This is a genomic window from Gardnerella sp. KA01002 (genome assembly GCF_049244015.1).
In the GTDB taxonomy this organism is placed as follows: domain Bacteria; phylum Actinomycetota; class Actinomycetes; order Actinomycetales; family Bifidobacteriaceae; genus Bifidobacterium; species Bifidobacterium vaginale.
In genome coordinates this window covers 1,168,668-1,185,996 of record NZ_CP058365.1, presented here as the reverse complement: position 1 = coordinate 1,185,996, position 17,329 = coordinate 1,168,668, and the positions used below count along the sequence as shown (strand labels likewise).

The following is a 17,329-nucleotide window of genomic DNA, read 5'->3' as shown; positions in this document are numbered from 1 at the left end:
TTTAATAGGCTAAAAGCACTATTAAAAGCGGCTGATAACGATTAAGCACCCAGACGCCAAATAAAAAAATAAACGCCAAATAAAAAATAATATAATAAAAAATAATATATATTTTCACAATAAACGTGCGAAAAAAACAATTTTTGAATATCCTAGATATATAGAAAGGTAAAATCGCGAGAGATGAGGCAAAGATGACTGAGCGCGAACAACAAATTCTATCGTGGATTCAACAGAACCCTATGATTAGTCAGCAAGAACTTGCAGACCTAGCAGGAATAACAAGATCAGGCGTAGCTGCACACATTTCCAATCTTATTCGCAAAGGATACCTTAGAGGAAAAGGATACATAGTCACACCACCTAGCTACGTAACAGTAATAGGCGGAATAAGCATGGACGTGCTGGGAATCGCGTGCGGAGACCTAATGGACTACACTTCAAACGCTGCAAAAGTACGATACGCGCTAGGCGGAGTCGGACGAAACATAGCCGTGGCACTAGAAAGAATGAACACACGAGTAAGCCTAGTATCCGTGTACGGCGGCGACCACAACGGAGAATTATTCAAAGTCGACGCGTCTGTAAACGGATTAGAAATAGGATACTCAAAGCAGCTACCAGATGCAATGACAGCATCATACATGTATGTAGGAGACGCATCGGGGCAAAGGCTTTTAGCACTAGACGACATGAGCATCTACGATTACATGACACCAGACTTCTTGCGCGAAAGAATATCGATAATAGAAAACGCAGACATAGTTGCACTAGACACCAACATTTCACAAAAATCCTTCGAATGGGTGTGCGACAACTATCACAGACCAATAATGGTGCGCGCAATAACCGATGCAAAAGCTCCACGAATACTTTCCAGACTACACTGCATAGACACACTCATATTAGACACAGCCGAATCGCAGGCGTTAACAGGCATTTGTGCGGTAGACGAAAAATCTGCAGTAAGATGCGCTAAAGTATTGCTAAAACGCGGAGTTGGGCATGTGTTTGTTAACTCGGGGCGCGAGGGAGTAGCGTATGGCGTAGCGGACGAGGGAGTAGCGTTCTATCCCGTACCGCTAAAACGTGTACAAAGAATGATTGTTGCGCACGGAAACGGTGGAGAAGGCGTGCGCGCGGTTGGCAACGACAATGGTTCAAGCGATGCTGCTACAGCGGCGTTGATCTATGCTAGGTATAATCATTTTGATAACACGAAGACAGGGCGATTCGCTGTAGCCGCCGCAGCTCTTAACACAGAGTCGGTAGAAGCTGTGCACGAGTCGATGACTCCAGAGCTTGTAATGGAGAGGATGGAAAACATTCACGAGCGCGTGTAAATACCAAATCTCTATCTTTGGTGTTGAGCAAAAAATTTGCCTGAGAATGGTGCGCAAAATATGATTTTTGCAACATTCTCAGGCAATTATTAAAAGAATGAAAACGAATGAATTAGATTAGTGAATCACTCGCAATCTTCTGGCTTAGGAATCAAGAACGAGCATGCAAACGCCAAAGCAAGTAGCACGATTCCAGCAACCATCGAAGCAATATATCCAGCTGATGCTCCAGCAGATTGTACAAAATTAGTCATAACAGCGTAAAGAATCGCAAAGCTCAAGCCTGCACCAAGATTAAACGCGCCAGCATTCATTCCAGGCAAATATCCAGGATTATCCTTTGGTGAAAGCACAATTCCAAGACCGTTAAGCATAATGTTTGCAACGCCAGCATAACTGATACCAAGCCACAAAGAAAGCACTACAAGCGCCCAAACAGAAGGCGAGGCTGCAACATAAATTCCAAACACCACGCCAAGAACGCTCACAAGAATTCCAGCACGCAGCACAAGACGATACCCGAACTTTGCAGCAAGCATACCCGCAACAGGTCCAAACACGAAGCCGATGATTGCGTAAGGTGTAAGAGTTGCGAAGCTTACGATGTCCGCACCCATTCCAGCGCCAGCCTTAGCATCTTGAGCTAGCTGTGGAACAACGCCGTTCATAATTGCAAATACGCCAGTCATAGTAAGAAGCGTGCAAGAAAGCAAGCCCCAAGTGCGACGCTGACTCATATATTTTGTAGAAACAAGAGGAGCAGAGTTTTTGCCCTCTACGTTCCAGAACACTACAAAGAATACTACTGCAAGAACCACAAGACCTGCTACAAGACTCAAATTCGCGCCAGCAAGTTTACCAATCTCGTTGATAGCAAGATATGCTGCTAGGAATGCTATACCAAGGGTTACAACTCCAACCCAATCCATCTTTGGCGTATCTTGAGCATGGGATTCTTCAGCATAGAAAGCAACCAAAAGAACAGCGATTATACCAATGGCTGCCATAGTCCAGAATACGGATCTAAAGCCAAAGTTTCCTGCAAGCCAGCCGCCAAGAAGCGCATCAACGCCTGCAATACCGCCGTTCACAGAAGTCAGAATTGCCATTAGCTTTGCGTAGCGTTTTTCTTCGCTAACGCGCACGCGAAGCATAATCAAGCACATTGGTACAACAGGTCCGCTTGCTCCTTGAAGAATTCGTCCAATCATAAGAACTGTTACATTTGGCGCAATAGCGCTAACTGCACAACCCAAAATAGTGGAGATTAAAATTCCAGTAAGAACCTTTTTTCGTCCAACAAGATCAGCTAAACGCGGCAAGAACAGCGAGAATAATGCTGCTGCAGTAAAGAATACTGTTTGCGTTAAGGCGATTTGAGAATCCGTTGTTTTAAGCTCTCGAGTCATTGTTGCTAGAGCTGGAGAAAGCATAGATGCGTTAAGCTGGAATGCGAAAATCGCCACAAGCAGCGCTACCATAAGCGCTACGATTGATCGTCCACCCTTATCCAACATAGATGGTTTTTTAGATGAAACCTCAGTCATAATTAACCTCTATTTTCAATTACCTCAATTATTTCAATTCTTTTAAAGCGTCAATAATCAAATCCCAGAACTTGTTAAAGTCGAGTTTAGTTGCCACTTGAGTATGGCACTTGTCAGCCGATGGCTCTGGTCCACGCAAATCTGCCACCGTCATGCCAAGCGTCAAATCTCCCTTAATCTCAACGTCTACAGGGCATCTACGAGTTTGTACAACGCTGTGATCTATCAAATATGCAACCGTGCAAGGATCATGAACTGGTGGGTCGATAAAGTCTTGGTTGTTCTTGTATGCCTTACGGAAGAAGTCCATCAATCCGCTTGCAAAAGCAGAAAGAGGCGTACCGATAGCGTCAATCCTAGCTTGTACTTCTGGAGTGCAAAGTGCCTGATGAGTTAAATCAAGACCAACCATTGTAATAGGCCAATCTTCATTAAACACAACGTGAGCGGCTTCAGGATCTACCTTAATGTTAAACTCTGCAACTGCGCTCCAATTGCCAACGTGATAGCCGCCGCCCATGAGAACAACTTCCTTAACTCGGCTAACGATTCGTGGCTCTAGGCGAACTGCCATAGCTATGTTTGTAAGAGGCCCAGTTGGTACAAGTGTGATCGTGCCTGGCTCATGACTCATTATTGTGTCAATAATCCAGTTTACTGCGTGTCCCTCATCTAAAGGACGAGTTGGCTCTGGCAAAGTCACTCCATCCAGGCCGGTTTCTCCGTGAACAGCAGCAGCAACTTCTAGAGGACGGATCATTGGGCGGTCGCAGCCTGCGTGAACAGGGATATTTGTAGCATGTGCCATTTCTAGAGTTGCTCGCGCATTGTAAGTCACCTTTTCTAGGCTTTGATTTCCGCCGACTGTTGTTACACCAAGCAAATCAATGTTTGGATTGCCAAGCGCTAGCAGAATAGCCATAGCGTCGTCATGGCCTGGATCGCAATCTAGAATGATTGTGGTCATTTTAGCTCCTTAGTTGTTTAGTTATATTTATATGTCAGTTGTAGCTGGGATTTAGATATTTTATGCTTAGGCTTTTTAGCGAACTTCATTGTTTAGCGTAGTTTGGGATAAATCGTCAGAAACCAGTGCTAAGCAACATTTGTTTATATAAATAAACAAATGACCGTTCCAAGTATATCAATAACAAAATTCGACACAAGTCTAAGTAATTTAAAATGATATGCTTAAAATATGCACGTAATTGCAGGAAGATTTAAAGGCACGCCATTATGCGCTGCAAAGTCATGTACAAGACCAACAACAGATCGCACAAAAGAGGCGATTTTTTCTAGGCTCGACTCATGGGGAGTATGCGATGGTGCTCGAGTACTCGACTTATTCGCTGGCACAGCGGCGTTAGGTGTAGAAGCGATTTCTAGGGGCGCAAGAGAACTCGTGTGCGTGGAAGCGAACGCAGCTGCGGCGGCGTTAATAACAAAAACTGTTAAAGTACTACAAAGTCAAGGCGCGTGGAGTGAAGATTTAAGCGCTCGCGTAAATAAAAGACGCGCAGAGCAGTTCGTACAAGACTACAGCGGTGAAGCGTTCGATTTGGTGTTTGTGGATCCGCCGTACGCATTAGAGACAGAGCAAGTTGAGCTTTTGATTGAGAATATGGTCAGTAAGGGCGTTGTAAGTGCCGCAGCTGACACGCTTATTGTTTTAGAGCGTAGCGCGCGCAGTGTTGCGCCTAAGATTTGTGCTGGGTGGGAGATTTTCGACACGCGCAACTATGGCGAAACTGCTGTTATGTTCATTCAATCTACTAATTGACCTTTATTCGCGTTTAGAGCGTGACCAAGTGCGGTAGAGATTCGAGATTTTTCGCCGCTATCGAGGCGAGCCTCAGCGTCGCTAGATGGTGACTCGCCGAGAGAGCAAGAAAAATCGAGAATCTCGGTGATTAAGTGATACGCAATTGTTCAGACTTGTAAGAGGGCTGGGTGATTCTTGGTCGAACAATATAAGAGCGGCAGCCGATACCAAATAATCCAATGATCAACCACTACAAACAAACCTCAACCCAAAAACAAAATCAAAGACAAAACGGAACAACCGCAACTCTAGACTACACGTAATAGGCGGAGCGTTGTGAGACAAGAATTAGCCAGCCCTCACGCAACATCAAGTAAGAAATCGCGCTAGCGCAGCTAAATTTTACAGGTTGGCGCGCTTTGGCGAATCGCCAGAAACCTCCCACCCAAGGCTAATCAGAGTTTTTCTATCCTGCTTACTAAGCGACTTGCAATCAAGTTTCTCAATTAAATCTGGTCTAATCTGGCTAGTGCGCGCTAGTGCATCATCTCTGCGGAATCGATCCACTTTAGCGTGGTCGCCCGAAGTAAGAATCGCAGGCACGCTAAGATCGCGCCAAGTTGTGGGACGAGTGTATTGGTGATGCTCAAGAATCGCATCTGCGCCAGTGTACGACTCTTCAACAATCGACTCTGGGTTACCCATAAAGCCTGGAATCAAGCGCGTAATGGCCTCTACCATAACGCTAACAGCCACTTCGCCGCCGTTAAGAACGTAGTCGCCAATGGAATATTCGCGCACATCTACTCCGCGCGATTTATAGTATTCTGGGATTCGCGCGTCATAGCCTTCGTAGCGTCCGCACCCAAATACAAGTCGCTTTGCGCTTGCTAATTGTGTAGCGTCTTTTTGCGAAAACAGTGGGGCAGAAGGGTTTGGGAAGATTAGAACTGTGCCGTTATCGCCAATATCGGCTTTGTTATCGTCATTATCGGCGTCATCTCCATTATAAAGCAGCTCATCAAGGCATTCCGCCCACACTTCTGGCTTCATAACCATTCCAGCGCCGCCACCAACTGGCGTATCATCAACCGATTGATGAACGTCATGCGTCCATTTTCTAAGATTATACGCGTTGATTTTAAGCAAGCCATTATCTTGCGCTTTACCAAGCAAGCTCAAATCTAGCATGCGAAAATATTCAGGGAACACGGAGATTATGTCGATTTGCATTTTATAAAGCCTTTAAGCTTAAATCATGTGTTTTAGATTCCTGGGATTAATCCACCTGGAGGATCTAAAGTTAAATATTTTTCTTTAAGATTAACTTCTGGAACCAGTGCTTGAACGAAAGGCACTAGCGCAGTTTTATCATCGCCAACAGGAGTTGAAAGTCGGATTTTAAGCAATGATTGAGCACCATCAATAACGTCTACGACTTTGCCGATTTCACGCAGCGCAACTCCAAGTGAATTATTCTCACAAATGCGCGCGCTAAGACCCACCAAATCCTTAATATACCAAGCATTTTCTTGCTCTAACTCTTGCGCGCTTTGAGCCTTAGTGTAAAGCTCTAAGCCGTTTAAGGCCTCTGCATCGTTGCGATTTAGACTTTGTTCAAAAAGCAAAATCCAACGGCTTTTAAATGTTCGCGCAGACTCGATTGTAAACTTGCGCTCGCCGTCTTGCGTGTAAAGCACATTGCCTGCTTTAAAGCGCTCATAAGGTTCGTCGGTAAAAATTTGGACAGTGACTTCGCCTTTTAGTCCTTGTGCTTTTCCAATACGACAAACCCTCAGTAGGTTGTTTGAACCTTGCTGAGGGTTGTCAAAAAGTTGGTTTTTAGCCACGTTCAATCTCACTTACGTACGTCCATAATGTCTACGCGAACGTTGTGGCGGCTTAGAGCCTGTACAACAACGCGAATGGCATTAGCGGTACGACCGTTTCTTCCAATAACTCTACCGATGTCTTCTGGATTTACGCGCACGCGCAAGAGTTCGCCGCGAGCGTTTTCGTGAGAACGCACGGACACGTCATCTGGAAAATCAACGATGTTTTTAATGAGATGTTCCACAGCTTGAGCCAGCATAATTACTCAGCCTTTTCCTCGGCTTCAGCATCTGCTGCTGGAGCTTCTTCAGCTTCGTTCTTAGCGGCTTCTGCAGCAGACTGAGCCTTTGCAGCGGCTTCGGACTTAGCAGCCTTAAGCTTCTGAGCTTCGGCTTCTACAGCCTCAACGCGAGCCTGTGCGTCTGGACCAGCTTCGGAAGTCTTCAAAGTGCCTTCTGCACCTTCAAGACCCTTGAACTTCTGCCAATCGCCAGTAATCTTTAGCAGCTTCAACACTGGTTCGGTTGGCTGTGCGCCAACGCCAAGCCAGTACTGTGCGCGGTCAGACTTAATCTGAATCAAAGATGGCTGCTTGTTTGGATCGTAGATGCCGATCTCTTCGATGGACTTGCCGTTACGCTTGTTGCGCGAATCAGAAATTACAACGCGATAGAAGGCGTAGAACTTCTTGCCCAATCTCTTAAGACGAATCTTGGTTGCCAAAATGGCTCTCCTTATAACTAGAGTCGTAGAATTTCGCTCGGGTGTGGGGCACTCCTTGCGAGTTCCACTGTTCCTCGCGTGATCGATAAGAGGGCTTCGATTCACGCGAATAACTTTTCTATTATGACTGATTGCGTGGACGTTCACGCGCTTAGACCGTGCGAACGACAGGACCTACCTTTTCGCTTAGAGCGTAGCGCGCGACATTCTCTGTTTACTGTTGTATGAGGGCTGGCTAATTCTACGTTCGCGCGGATTAGCCGCGCTCGCGCCTTCGCTTGCGTTGAAAGCACACTGTGCTTTCAACTTTGAGCAAGCTCAGCGAATCGAGGTGACTTCTCGCGCATTATGCAGCTCGAAGTCGTCGATTCGCACAACGCTCCGCCTATTACGTGTTGTCTGGTGTTGCGGTTGTTCCGTTTTGGCTTTTATTTTGTTTTTGGTTGAAGTTTGTTTGTAGTGGTTGATCATTGGATTATTTGGTATCGGCTGCCGCTCTTATACTGTTCGACCAAGAATCACCCAGCCCTCTTACAAGTCTGAACAATTGCGTATCACTTAATCACCGAGATTCTCGATTTTTCTTGCTACTTCAGCGAATCACCATCAAAGATGCTGAGGTTCGCTTCATTCGCTGCGAAAAATCTCGAATCTCTACCTGACTTAGTGGGGTATTGTATGCAAAGAGCATAGTTATTCGCGCGAAGAAGGCGGCAAACTAGAGTAGGATTGAAACGCAAACGATTAACGCAAAGTGGTCGCTTCCATCCACGCGAATCGCGCGTTGCTCTGTGGCTATAGCGTTGCATCCTGTTGATTTTACTAGCACATGGTCAAGTGCAAGATTCGGCCATTTTTGCCACGTTGGCCAAGTCTTTAGTCGCTTGCCGATTTGCATTGATGCGTCTAAAAAGCCTGATTTTAGTAGCGCTCTAAAGCTTGGGTGGTCTGGAGTAGAGTTTAAGTCTCCGCCGATTATTTTGACTTTTTTGACGTCTTTGACGTTGTTTTCATTGTGATTTTCGCCGATTTTTGCAAGCGCCATTATTCCGCTGCTCCAAGCCGCACATCCGCGCATAGGCGACTTTGGATGCGCCGAAGCGAATGTTATTAAAAGATTTTCCGCGGATGAGTCGCAAGTGACCGACGTAACAATTGGCACGTTTGCTGCATCAATCTTAATCGACTTACCAAAAGATTTAACATTGCTTAGTCGCGTATAAATCGCGTTAAAGCCGCCATTTTCATGTCCGTTCGCGCTTCCCAATTGCACATGTGGAAAATCGCGCTTAATCCCAAGTTTTTCAAGGTTTTTTACAAGTTTTTTGCTTACTTCTTGTAAAAGAATCGTATCGATTTTATGCGTTTTTGCTAACTTTATTATTTGACTTGCGTTTGCGCGACCATATCTGCAATTAAGCGTCATAACGCGGATTTCTCTCGATTTTTCTAGTGATAATTCTGGCGATTTTTCCTGTTTTATTCGCAGCAATCTTACTGCCCAATACGGCGTATACGATTTTAAAGAGATTACGAATAACAGCGCATATGCTACGCACAAAAATAAATAAGATTTATAAAATTCATTTTGCGATCGTGTTGCAACTGCAGCCACAGCGCTGGCGACTTGCCCAAGTGCAGCGCAAAACGGCGCAATTGGAAGCAATGCAATAACATATGGCAGTGGCTTTAGTCTATCCGCTCCAGCTGGCAGCCACCTAAGTAGCTGCCAAGCTAGAAGCAAAACAAGTGCAACAAGTAAAATCGCAAGTAAAATAGCGTAAATCATCTACTGATTATTCGTATTATTCGCGTTATCTGCCGAAAAGACCTGCGAGTCCGCCGCCCAAATTAGGCGGTAAATCAGGCATTTCGTCAGCAAAGTCACCTTCGCCACTCATAAGATTTTGAAGATTTTCTGGCAAATTATTAGGCAAGTCCTGCTTCTTCTTCATAAAAGCAGACTCGCCATTCGCGTTATCATTTGCACTATTTGCAGAAGAATTTCCAGACAAGCGTTCTCTAAGCGCGCGCTCCTCGGCCTCGCGACGCATAGGATTACCGGACTTTCCGCCCTTCTTCTTGCTCTTCTTGTCTTTACGCTTAGACTTTCCGCCAGGACCGCCAAACCCAGGCATTCCGCCCATTCCAGGCATTCCTGCGCCGCCGCCATTGCTCATGCGCTTCATCATTTTAGCTGCTTGCTCAAAGCGTTGCAAAAGCGCATTCACTGCAGAAACTGGAACGCCTGCGCCAGCTGCAATGCGCGCGCGCCTAGAACCATCAATAATCTTGGTGTCTTTGCGCTCTTTAGGCGTCATCGAACGAATAATAGCTTCCGTACGGTCTATCTCGCGGTCATCAAACTGCTCAAGTTCCTGTCTGTGCGCTGCCATTCCAGGCATCATACCAAGAATCTTCTTCATAGAACCAAGCTTTTTAACCTGCTGAAGCTGATCCAAAAAGTCGTCTAGTCCAAAAGTTCCTTCAGATATTTTAGCGGCAGCTTTTCTAGACTCTTCCTCGTCAAACTGTTTTTGCGCATTCTCAATAAGCGTTAGAATATCGCCCATGTCGAGGATTCTTGAAGCCATTCTATCTGGATGGAAAATCTCAAAATCCTTCAAACCTTCGCCAGTAGAAGCGAACAAAATCGGCTTTCCTGTAACGCTTGCAACAGATAGCGCAGCGCCGCCTCGTGCATCGCCATCTAACTTAGAAAGCACAACACCCGTAAAGTCAACGCCCTCGTTAAACGCTTGAGCCGTACGAACAGCGTCCTGACCAATCATGGCGTCTATAACAAACAGAATTTCTTGCGGATTAACAGCATCGCGAATCTCGCGCGCCTGCTGCATAAGAGCATCGTCCACGCCAAGGCGACCAGCGGTATCGATAATAACCGTGTCGTACATTTTTGCGCGCGCGTAGTCAATAGAATCTCGCGCAACTTTAACAGGGTCTCCAGTGGCTAAACCAGCCGAAACAACTTCGCTACCACCGTCACTTTGCACGCCTCGCTCTGGCGCAAAAATCGCCACACCTGCACGCTCTGCAACAACCTCAAGCTGCGTAACAGCGTTAGGACGTTGCAAATCCGCCGCAACAAGCAAAGGCGTATGACCCGAATCCTTAAGCCAGTAGCCCAACTTTCCAGCGAGCGTTGTTTTACCAGCGCCTTGCAAACCAGCAAGCATGATTACAGTTGGTGGATATTTTGCAAAATTCAGCGGTCTATCAACGCCTGAACCCAAAACGTTTGTAAGCTCGTCGTTTACAATTCGCACAACTTGCTGAGCAGGATTCAGTGCGCTAGAAACTTCCTCGCCTAGTGCGCGCTCGCGAATTTTAGCAGTAAACGATCGCACAACATCTAGAGCTACGTCTGCGTCTAAAAGCGCACGACGAATTTCACGAATCGTGCCGTCGATGTCTGCGTCGGATAATTTCCCTTTTCTGCGCAAGTGTTTGAATGCGCCAGAAAGTCTTTCTGTTAACGAACTAAATGCTGCCATAATTGCTCTATTCTACAGGTTGTTTGGAATGTTTTGTTGTATTGCTTTTTATCATGTTTACATTGCTTTTACTTAAGACAAATGCCACGATGACCCTTGTGCGCAATCTTCGATTACAACGCCAGCGGCGGTTAAAGAGTCGCGAATCGCGTCTGCGCGTGCAAAATCCTTAGCTGCGCGTGCAATAGCCCTTTGTTCAAGCTGATTTGCAATCAAAGATTCAAGAACCTTATGCTCCGCGCTTGCGCCATTATTCGCACCTAAATCTTGCGATTTTTGCGAAAGATTGCGCCATTGTGGAGAATAAGGGTCTAGTCCAAGAGTGTCTAGCATTGCACGAACTTGCAAAACACAAGTCTTAATAAGGCTTTTAATGCCGTTGCTTTGATTTTCGTTTTGATTTTGCGCATAGTCATCCAAAAGCGCGTTACCAGAGCGAATCGCAGTAAAAATCGCAGCCAACGCGCCCGAAACGTTAATATCGTCGTTCATAGCTTTAGTAAAATCTTTTGGAAGATTATCTGCATCAACGCTTTGAACTTCCGCATAATCTGGCTGATTTTCGATTACGCGATTTGCGCGCTCGAGGAAGTTAGATATGCGATCATAAGCAGATTGTGCCTCGGTCAAAGATTGATCCGACCACTCAAGCATTGCGCGGTACTGCACGCCGCCTAGCGCGTATCGCACAACCCACGCGGATTTTTGAGCCAGAACCGATTGAACCGAAAGACCGTTTCCAAGAGATTTGCTCATTTTTTCGCCTTTAGATGTAACCCACGCGGAGTGCATCCACACGTTTGCGCTTTTCCATCCAGCAGCGAGTGTTTGCGCCATCTCGTTTTCGTGGTGTGGGAAGCGCAAGTCTAGTCCGCCGCCGTGAATGTCGAAAGCATCGCCAAGATAGCGGTGGCTCATTGCCGAGCATTCAATGTGCCAACCTGGGCGTCCTGCTCCAAACGGCGTGTTCCAGCGCGCGTCTTTTTGGTCAAAATCGCAAGGTGCTTTCCAAAGCGCAAAATCGCGAGCATCATGCTTATCTGGGCTTGCGTCAGCAGGGTCAACTGGATTGTATTTGTCGGCTTTGCTGGATTTGTCGTCGCTATTGCTGCCGTCTGAATTACCATTTTGATGTGTTAGAGCGCCGTAATCTTGCCAACTTGGCACACTAAAATACACGTTTCCAGTAGGATTGCCATTCGCGCCTGTTATTGCGTATGCATGTCCGCGATTAATCAAGCGCTGTATAAGCTCCACCATATCGTTTATGTGACCAGTCGCGCGCGGCTCCACAGTAGGCGGCATAACGCCAAGAGTGTTGTAAGCTTCAGTAAACTCGCGCTCGTAAATGTAGGCGCGCTGCCACCATGTTTGGCCATTTTCGCTAGCTTTTTTGATGATTTTATCGTCAATATCTGTAACATTTCTAACAAAAGTAACAGTGTAGCCAAGGCGCAAAAGCCATCGGCGAACAACGTCGAAGGCGATTGCTGCGCGAATATGACCTATATGAGGCGAGCTTTGCACAGTTGCGCCACACACGTACATTCCAACGTGGCCAGGAGTAACTGTTGTAAACCCGCTAGTGTTGTGCGTTGCTGTGTTATATAGGCGCAATTGTGCGGCTGCTGCTGTAAGAGTTCTGTTCGTATTTTCAAGCATAATCTCAATTATATGTTTAGCTAATAACTCACGCGTTAAGCTCGAAGTTGTCGATTCGAGTATTTGTTGCGATTATGACTTATGCTTGTATAAACATGAGTCGCAATCAACAAAGCGCGATTTGTACGAAAGGGATGCAATGACGTTTTCAAATGATTCAAAGTATAGCGAAGATCCAAACGCTGCTAATTTGAACGCTGTTATGGAAGACGATTCACAAAGCCTCCCAGATTCTGGGTCTAGCACAAGCACGAGCATACTTGAAAAGCCAGAGGTAGATGAATCAGCGCGAATGGACGATGGCGGTGACGCAGACCGCTTTGCACACTACGTTTCCAAGGATCGCGTAATCGAATCGCGCTTGACTGGGCGCCCAGTTGTAGCACTGTGTGGAAAAGTGTGGATTCCAAAACGCGAAGCTAACGACTACCCTGTTTGCCCAGAGTGCAAAAAAATCTACGAAGAGATGAACAATCTGGGCTTTTAGCCTAAAACGTTGATTTCTGTAGGAATAGCAGGGTCTCCACGCATAAGACTTTGAGCAGAAATCGGAAGTCTGCTAAGTGCTTTAGCACAATAGTCCTGTGCGCGCATAATTGCGTCATGACCCATAAACTCTGTATTAAATTCGCCATTTTGCACGTAGTCAACTAGCAAATCTTCCCAAGAATCTTGCGGCTTAAAAGTCGCGAGCGCACTCTCCGAGCCAGAAATTACATGCTCACAATCGGCTACGCCATTGCTAGCCACGCCGCCATTCGCACCGCCGCTAAAATCGTAGGAACGGTACGCAAGCTTACGCCCTGGAACAGTCGCCTTATTCTTAGACTTCTTAGCAACAGGTTGCATAACTCCATCTGTGCCCTCGCGCTCCGTAAGCTTATAAACCATTGCGCAAGTAGGTGCGCCCGAACCTGTAACAAGCATTGTTCCAATGCCGTAGGAATCAACTGGCGCATTTTGCAAAGATGCGAGCGCATACTCGTCCAAATCGTTCGTAACCGTGATTTTAGTATTTTTAGCACCCAACGCATCGAGCTGAGCGCGAACGCGACGAGCCATAACGCACAAATCGCCCGAATCAATGCGCACACCGCCAAGATCTGCACCAGCAACTTGCACGGCGGTTTTAACAGCCTCTTCTACGTTGTATGTGTCTACAAGCAACGTTGTTCCTTTTCCGAGTGCTGCAATTTGTGACTCAAAGGCATCGCGCTCCGAATCGTGCACAAGCGTAAAGCAATGCGCGGCCGTTCCAATCGCCTTAAGCCCGTAAAGCTTTGCCGCAAGCAGGTTTGCCGTGCCTTTAAAACCGCCGATTACCGCCGCGCGAGAAGCAGCCACAGCCGACCACTCGTTTGTGCGCCTGCCACCCATATCCATGCACGGCCTTCCAGCAGACGCGGAAACCATGCGTGCGGCGGCGCTCGCCACTGCGCAATCGTAGTTAAGCACGGAAAGTAGCAACGTTTCTAGCAACGTGCACTCGCCAAAAGTGCCTTCAACTTGCAAAATCGGCGAATCTGGGAAGAACATTTCGCCTTCTCTGTAACCGCGGATTTTGCCGCTAAAATGGTAGTTTTCTAGCCATTTAATGGTGTCTTTACTAACGATTTTGCGGTCTTGCAAAAATCGTAAGTCCTCGTCACTAAAGTGGAATCGCGCTAGCTCCTCTAGGGTTCTGCCTGTGCCTGCTACCACTCCGTAGCGGCGGCCTTGAGGAAGGTGCCTAGTAAAAATCTCAAAAACGCATTTGCGATTTGCTGTGCCGTCTTTTAGTGCTGCGTCGAGCATTGTGTACTCGTACATGTCTGTCATGAGTACGGAAGAGTTTGTGTAAGACTTTACTTCGGACTTTGCTTCGGACTTTGAGAAATCAAAAGAATCAAGCATTTTCAATCCTTTCTTGCGATTTTAGTAATCAAACTTAAAGCGCGTTCTTTACGACTTTTATAAGCGACTTTTACCTGCAGCCAATCATAGTCCTATGCCTATCTACGATTAGTGCGCGACGACCTGCCTTTTCGCTTAGAGCGTAGCGCGAAAAGGCAATTCGTAGCGCTGAGCCGCTCAAACGTAAAGTCCAGTGGACTTTACGTGCGGCGAAGACGTGAGCGCGCTGTAACGCGCGAACGACACAATACGCAGTAAATCCAGTACAAACTCGTGCAAAATATGCTAGTTGCGGCTTGTGTCTGGATAGTGTCAGATTCGTGGTAATCTAAAAGCATGACTATAGCTGTTTGCCCAGGCTCCTACGATCCCGTTACAGCCGGACACTTAGACGTGATACAACGTTGTACGCATCTCTTTAAAGAAGTGCATGTTTTGGTAGCTGTTAACGCGGCAAAAACGCCAATGTTTTCCGAATCGGAGCGTGTGGATATTATTCGCAATGCTGTTAAAAACCTAAAAAATGATTTTCCAGTCGGGGAATTTGCTCCACCTTTATGCGGAGCAGCACAGTCGCCAGCGTGCAAAATAGTTGTTGCCTCAACAGATGGTCTTATCACAGATTATTGCAAAAAAGTCGGCGCAACCGTAATAGTTAAGGGATTGCGCCAAAATGGTGACTATGAGGCGGAGCTTGGAATGGCTCTGGTTAATCGCAAGCTTGCTGGGATAGAAACCATGTTCCTGCCTGCAGACCCTATTTTGGAACATGTTTCTAGCTCCGTTGTAAAAGATGTTGCTCGTCACGGCGGAGACGTTTCGGGAATGGTGCCAGATAATGTGGTTCCACTTTTACAGAACGTTTTTTCTAAAACAATTGCAATATCACAAAAATACGTACAATAAAGTCATAAAATTAAAATAATAAAATAAAATTATTAGGAGAAACAGAGAGCAGCTACTTAGCGAAGGAGAAAAAATGAGCGAAAACGAAGACGACACAATGGAAAGCCAAGTATCGGCAAATCGCAGCCAAAAGTTGCCATTAAATCCAGTGATTGCAAACAACGATGATTCGCCCAGTGCTGCTTTTGAAGCTTACGACGCAGTGCCTGCGGCAAATAAGACTAAGGATGATAGTGCTGGCGATTCTTCTGCTGATTCTGCGGTTGCTGGCGATAATGCGCAAAACTTGTTCCCAATGCCAGATTTGCGTGAACGCGAAGACGGTGGTGCAATAGAATTTGAAGATGAAAAAGAAAACGTGTTTAAAGCCGCTAATCCGCAAACAGTAAGCGAAGAAGTGCGGACAAAGTCGCGTGAAGAATTCACAACGGTTTACGACATAATCGACACAATGGAAACTACGTTAAATGAAGCAAAAGGCGTGCTGTTTTCTGCTGGAATGGCAAAGATTGATCGCGAAGAATTCGGCGACTACTTATCTAGGTTAAAAGACATGCTACCAGTGCAACTTGAGCGCGCGAGTGCATTAATGCGAGAGGCAGAGAGACGCTTGCGCACGGCTCAGGCTCAAGCAAATTCAATCGTAAGTTCTGCGCAAAGCCAGGCTGCTCAGATGATTGAAGAAGCACAAGAGAGAGCTAAATTCTTGGCTGGGCAAGAAAACGTGGTCGCCATTGCAAGAAATCAGGCGCGAGGAATCGTAAACGAGGCGCAGGCAAAGGCTGATAAACTCACGCGTGGTGCGGATCAGTACAGTGCTACGGTTATGGAAGGTTTAAAACAGCAGTTAGACAAGCTAGAGCAGGATGTTCAAGCAGGTCAGCGAGTTCTAGAAGAACGCAGGCGTGCGGCGGCGCATGTGCAAGACGAGATTAACAGACAAGTTAATGGAGAAGTTGTAAACGAAAGCGAAGAAAGGAACTAAAAATGGCATCGCATCCCTCCCAGTCTTTATGGGCGGTACCAGTTGCGCAAATGGCGGCACGAGCAGGAAGTAGCATGCAATTGCATCGCGTTTTCCCGGCGCCAGAAGGTATAGGAGACAGCGTTATTGGCGTGAAGCCAGGGAGCGATGTTACAGTAGACTGCAACTTTGATTCCGTAGTGGATGGGCTTATGTTCCAGGGTACGATTACAGCGCGCGTACACGCAGAGTGCTCTAGATGCCTGATGCCGTTGCATAGGGATTGGAGCGTCGATGTGTGCGCGTTCTTTGCACAGGTGGAAAGCAAGGGTGGTGCGCGTTCCAATAATTCTAAATCTAATAGATCTAATGGCGATAATGATGATTTAGAAGATGCTGATATTTGGGACGAGGGCGACGATTCTGGAAACGTGTATCCACTGGTTGGCGGAGGCGACTTTGCTGATATCGAGGCATTGATTAGGGACACAATGGTTAGCGAGCTGCCGCTTAAACCTTTGTGTGAGCCAGATTGCAAGGGCCTTTGCTCGCAATGTGGAGAAAACTTGAACGAACATCCAGATCATCATCACGATATTACGGATATTCGGTTTGCGGCGCTTGAGGGACTTAAGCAAAAGCTTGAAAACTCGCAAAATCGCGGCTGATTTACACTAATTACGTAGTGCGCGACGACCTGCCTTTTCGCTTAGAGCGTAGCGCGAAAAGGCAATTCGGAGCGCTGAGCCGCTTAGCGTAGAAGCACGGTGTGCTTCTACGGCGGCGAAGGCGTGAGCGCAGCTAATCTGCGCGAACGACACGACCTGCCATGTAGTGTGTTTCTGAATAATGTATGGCGCTTGCTGTAATATACAGAACGCTTAAGCTCAATCGGTTGAACGAAATAGAGGAAAGATTATGGCACTGCCAAAGTACAAGACCTCGCGCGCTAATACTCATTCGCGTCGCGCCAATTGGAAGGCTTCTGCCGTGCAGACTATTACCTGCCCGAACTGCGGTTCGCCAGCGTTGTCTCACATGGCTTGCCCAACCTGCGGTAACTTCCGCGGTCGTGTGTATCGCGAAGCAATTCGCTCTGCGCACACCAAGTAGGTTGTATTTTAAAAGAACCCTGCCATCGACGGGTGGCAGGGTTCTTGTGTTTTTGCACGCTTTTATTG

General features: G+C 46.7%; 17 protein-coding genes. 7 read left to right on the top strand and 10 right to left on the bottom strand.

What is annotated here, in order from left to right; translation table 11 throughout:
- Positions 1-194 precede the first annotated feature (194 nt).
- The gene (locus HXT60_RS04700; RefSeq protein ID WP_004113479.1) at positions 195-1,343 is read left to right on the top strand and encodes a PfkB family carbohydrate kinase; all 1,149 of its coding nucleotides are present in this window, start codon (positions 195-197) and stop codon (positions 1,341-1,343) included.
- Positions 1,344-1,468: 125 nt separating this feature from the next.
- Here HXT60_RS04700 and HXT60_RS04695 read toward each other — a convergent pair whose 3' ends face one another.
- Together HXT60_RS04695 and HXT60_RS04690 are read right to left on the bottom strand one after the other, a co-directional pair.
- Positions 1,469-2,890, bottom strand: coding sequence for an MFS transporter (locus HXT60_RS04695; protein ID WP_020759450.1), 1,422 nt, complete (start codon positions 2,888-2,890; stop codon positions 1,469-1,471).
- A 28-nt stretch (positions 2,891-2,918) separates the two neighbouring features.
- Positions 2,919-3,857, bottom strand: a complete 939-nt coding sequence (locus HXT60_RS04690) for a nucleoside hydrolase (RefSeq protein WP_004113476.1) — start codon at positions 3,855-3,857, stop codon at positions 2,919-2,921.
- A gap of 231 nt (positions 3,858-4,088) precedes the next feature.
- Here HXT60_RS04690 and HXT60_RS04685 point away from each other — a divergent pair, with 231 nt between their 5' ends.
- On the top strand, positions 4,089-4,670 hold the full coding sequence (locus tag HXT60_RS04685) for an RsmD family RNA methyltransferase (RefSeq protein ID WP_004117328.1): 582 nt from the start codon (positions 4,089-4,091) through the stop codon (positions 4,668-4,670).
- 384 nt (positions 4,671-5,054) lie between these two features.
- Here HXT60_RS04685 and trmD read toward each other — a convergent pair whose 3' ends face one another.
- The 7 genes from trmD to cysS all read right to left on the bottom strand — a co-directional run bounded on the left by trmD (position 5,055) and on the right by cysS (position 12,385).
- Entirely contained in the window at positions 5,055-5,885 is an 831-nt protein-coding gene (gene trmD / locus HXT60_RS04680) for a tRNA (guanosine(37)-N1)-methyltransferase TrmD (protein WP_285060435.1), read from the bottom strand.
- A gap of 32 nt (positions 5,886-5,917) precedes the next feature.
- Positions 5,918-6,502, bottom strand: coding sequence for a ribosome maturation factor RimM (gene rimM, locus HXT60_RS04675; protein ID WP_421790886.1), 585 nt, complete (start codon positions 6,500-6,502; stop codon positions 5,918-5,920).
- An 8-nt stretch (positions 6,503-6,510) separates the two neighbouring features.
- Positions 6,511-6,744, bottom strand: a complete 234-nt coding sequence (locus tag HXT60_RS04670; protein WP_004113470.1) for an RNA-binding protein — start codon at positions 6,742-6,744, stop codon at positions 6,511-6,513.
- A 2-nt stretch (positions 6,745-6,746) separates the two neighbouring features.
- A complete protein-coding gene (gene rpsP, locus HXT60_RS04665) occupies positions 6,747-7,208 on the bottom strand; it encodes a 30S ribosomal protein S16 (RefSeq protein WP_421790884.1) in 462 nt (153 codons plus the stop codon).
- A gap of 718 nt (positions 7,209-7,926) precedes the next feature.
- Positions 7,927-8,997, bottom strand: coding sequence for an endonuclease/exonuclease/phosphatase family protein (locus tag HXT60_RS04660; protein WP_285085115.1), 1,071 nt, complete (start codon positions 8,995-8,997; stop codon positions 7,927-7,929).
- 25 nt (positions 8,998-9,022) lie between these two features.
- Positions 9,023-10,723, bottom strand: coding sequence for a signal recognition particle protein (ffh, locus tag HXT60_RS04655; protein WP_004114574.1), 1,701 nt, complete (start codon positions 10,721-10,723; stop codon positions 9,023-9,025).
- A 72-nt stretch (positions 10,724-10,795) separates the two neighbouring features.
- The gene (cysS, locus tag HXT60_RS04650) at positions 10,796-12,385 is read right to left on the bottom strand and encodes a cysteine--tRNA ligase (RefSeq protein WP_421790882.1); all 1,590 of its coding nucleotides are present in this window, start codon (positions 12,383-12,385) and stop codon (positions 10,796-10,798) included.
- Between the two features lie 139 nt (positions 12,386-12,524).
- Between cysS and HXT60_RS04645 the strand changes: the two genes are divergently transcribed.
- On the top strand, positions 12,525-12,872 hold the full coding sequence (locus tag HXT60_RS04645) for a DUF3039 domain-containing protein (RefSeq protein WP_014554407.1): 348 nt from the start codon (positions 12,525-12,527) through the stop codon (positions 12,870-12,872).
- On the opposite strand, the gene HXT60_RS04640 is transcribed toward HXT60_RS04645, so the two are convergent.
- A complete protein-coding gene (locus HXT60_RS04640) occupies positions 12,869-14,278 on the bottom strand; it encodes a nicotinate phosphoribosyltransferase (RefSeq protein ID WP_421790880.1) in 1,410 nt (469 codons plus the stop codon). The two genes, HXT60_RS04645 and HXT60_RS04640, sit on opposite strands and share 4 nt — an antisense overlap.
- A gap of 336 nt (positions 14,279-14,614) precedes the next feature.
- Here HXT60_RS04640 and coaD point away from each other — a divergent pair, with 336 nt between their 5' ends.
- The 4 genes from coaD (at position 14,615) to rpmF (ending at position 17,261) form a co-directional block, all read left to right on the top strand.
- Entirely contained in the window at positions 14,615-15,184 is a 570-nt protein-coding gene (gene coaD / locus HXT60_RS04635) for a pantetheine-phosphate adenylyltransferase (RefSeq protein WP_014554409.1), read from the top strand.
- A 73-nt stretch (positions 15,185-15,257) separates the two neighbouring features.
- Positions 15,258-16,169: a hypothetical protein gene (locus HXT60_RS04630; protein WP_421790878.1), complete on the top strand. Its 912-nt coding sequence runs from the start codon at positions 15,258-15,260 to the stop codon at positions 16,167-16,169.
- Between the two features lie 2 nt (positions 16,170-16,171).
- Positions 16,172-16,816 (top strand): YceD family protein, encoded by a 645-nt coding sequence (locus HXT60_RS04625; protein WP_421790876.1) that lies wholly within the window; start codon positions 16,172-16,174, stop codon positions 16,814-16,816.
- Between the two features lie 250 nt (positions 16,817-17,066).
- Entirely contained in the window at positions 17,067-17,261 is a 195-nt protein-coding gene (gene rpmF / locus HXT60_RS04620; protein WP_004113441.1) for a 50S ribosomal protein L32, read from the top strand.
- Positions 17,262-17,329: the final 68 nt, after the last annotated feature.

What these genes read in the sequence shown, in the direction of transcription:
- HXT60_RS04645 (WP_014554407.1), top strand. Translation starts at nt 12,525, where the DNA reads ATGACGTTTTCAAATGATTCAAAGTATAGCGAAGATCCAAACGCTGCT.
- ffh (WP_004114574.1), bottom strand. Translation starts at nt 10,723, where the DNA reads ATGGCAGCATTTAGTTCGTTAACAGAAAGACTTTCTGGCGCATTCAAA.
- HXT60_RS04695 (WP_020759450.1), bottom strand. Translation starts at nt 2,890, where the DNA reads ATGACTGAGGTTTCATCTAAAAAACCATCTATGTTGGATAAGGGTGGA.
- HXT60_RS04690 (WP_004113476.1), bottom strand. Translation starts at nt 3,857, where the DNA reads ATGACCACAATCATTCTAGATTGCGATCCAGGCCATGACGACGCTATG.
- rpmF (WP_004113441.1), top strand. Translation starts at nt 17,067, where the DNA reads ATGGCACTGCCAAAGTACAAGACCTCGCGCGCTAATACTCATTCGCGT.
- HXT60_RS04670 (WP_004113470.1), bottom strand. Translation starts at nt 6,744, where the DNA reads ATGCTGGCTCAAGCTGTGGAACATCTCATTAAAAACATCGTTGATTTT.
- cysS (WP_421790882.1), bottom strand. Translation starts at nt 12,385, where the DNA reads ATGCTTGAAAATACGAACAGAACTCTTACAGCAGCAGCCGCACAATTG.
- HXT60_RS04700 (WP_004113479.1), top strand. Translation starts at nt 195, where the DNA reads ATGACTGAGCGCGAACAACAAATTCTATCGTGGATTCAACAGAACCCT.
- HXT60_RS04625 (WP_421790876.1), top strand. Translation starts at nt 16,172, where the DNA reads ATGGCATCGCATCCCTCCCAGTCTTTATGGGCGGTACCAGTTGCGCAA.
- coaD (WP_014554409.1), top strand. Translation starts at nt 14,615, where the DNA reads ATGACTATAGCTGTTTGCCCAGGCTCCTACGATCCCGTTACAGCCGGA.
- HXT60_RS04660 (WP_285085115.1), bottom strand. Translation starts at nt 8,997, where the DNA reads ATGATTTACGCTATTTTACTTGCGATTTTACTTGTTGCACTTGTTTTG.
- trmD (WP_285060435.1), bottom strand. Translation starts at nt 5,885, where the DNA reads ATGCAAATCGACATAATCTCCGTGTTCCCTGAATATTTTCGCATGCTA.
- HXT60_RS04630 (WP_421790878.1), top strand. Translation starts at nt 15,258, where the DNA reads ATGAGCGAAAACGAAGACGACACAATGGAAAGCCAAGTATCGGCAAAT.
- HXT60_RS04640 (WP_421790880.1), bottom strand. Translation starts at nt 14,278, where the DNA reads ATGCTTGATTCTTTTGATTTCTCAAAGTCCGAAGCAAAGTCCGAAGTA.
- HXT60_RS04685 (WP_004117328.1), top strand. Translation starts at nt 4,089, where the DNA reads ATGCACGTAATTGCAGGAAGATTTAAAGGCACGCCATTATGCGCTGCA.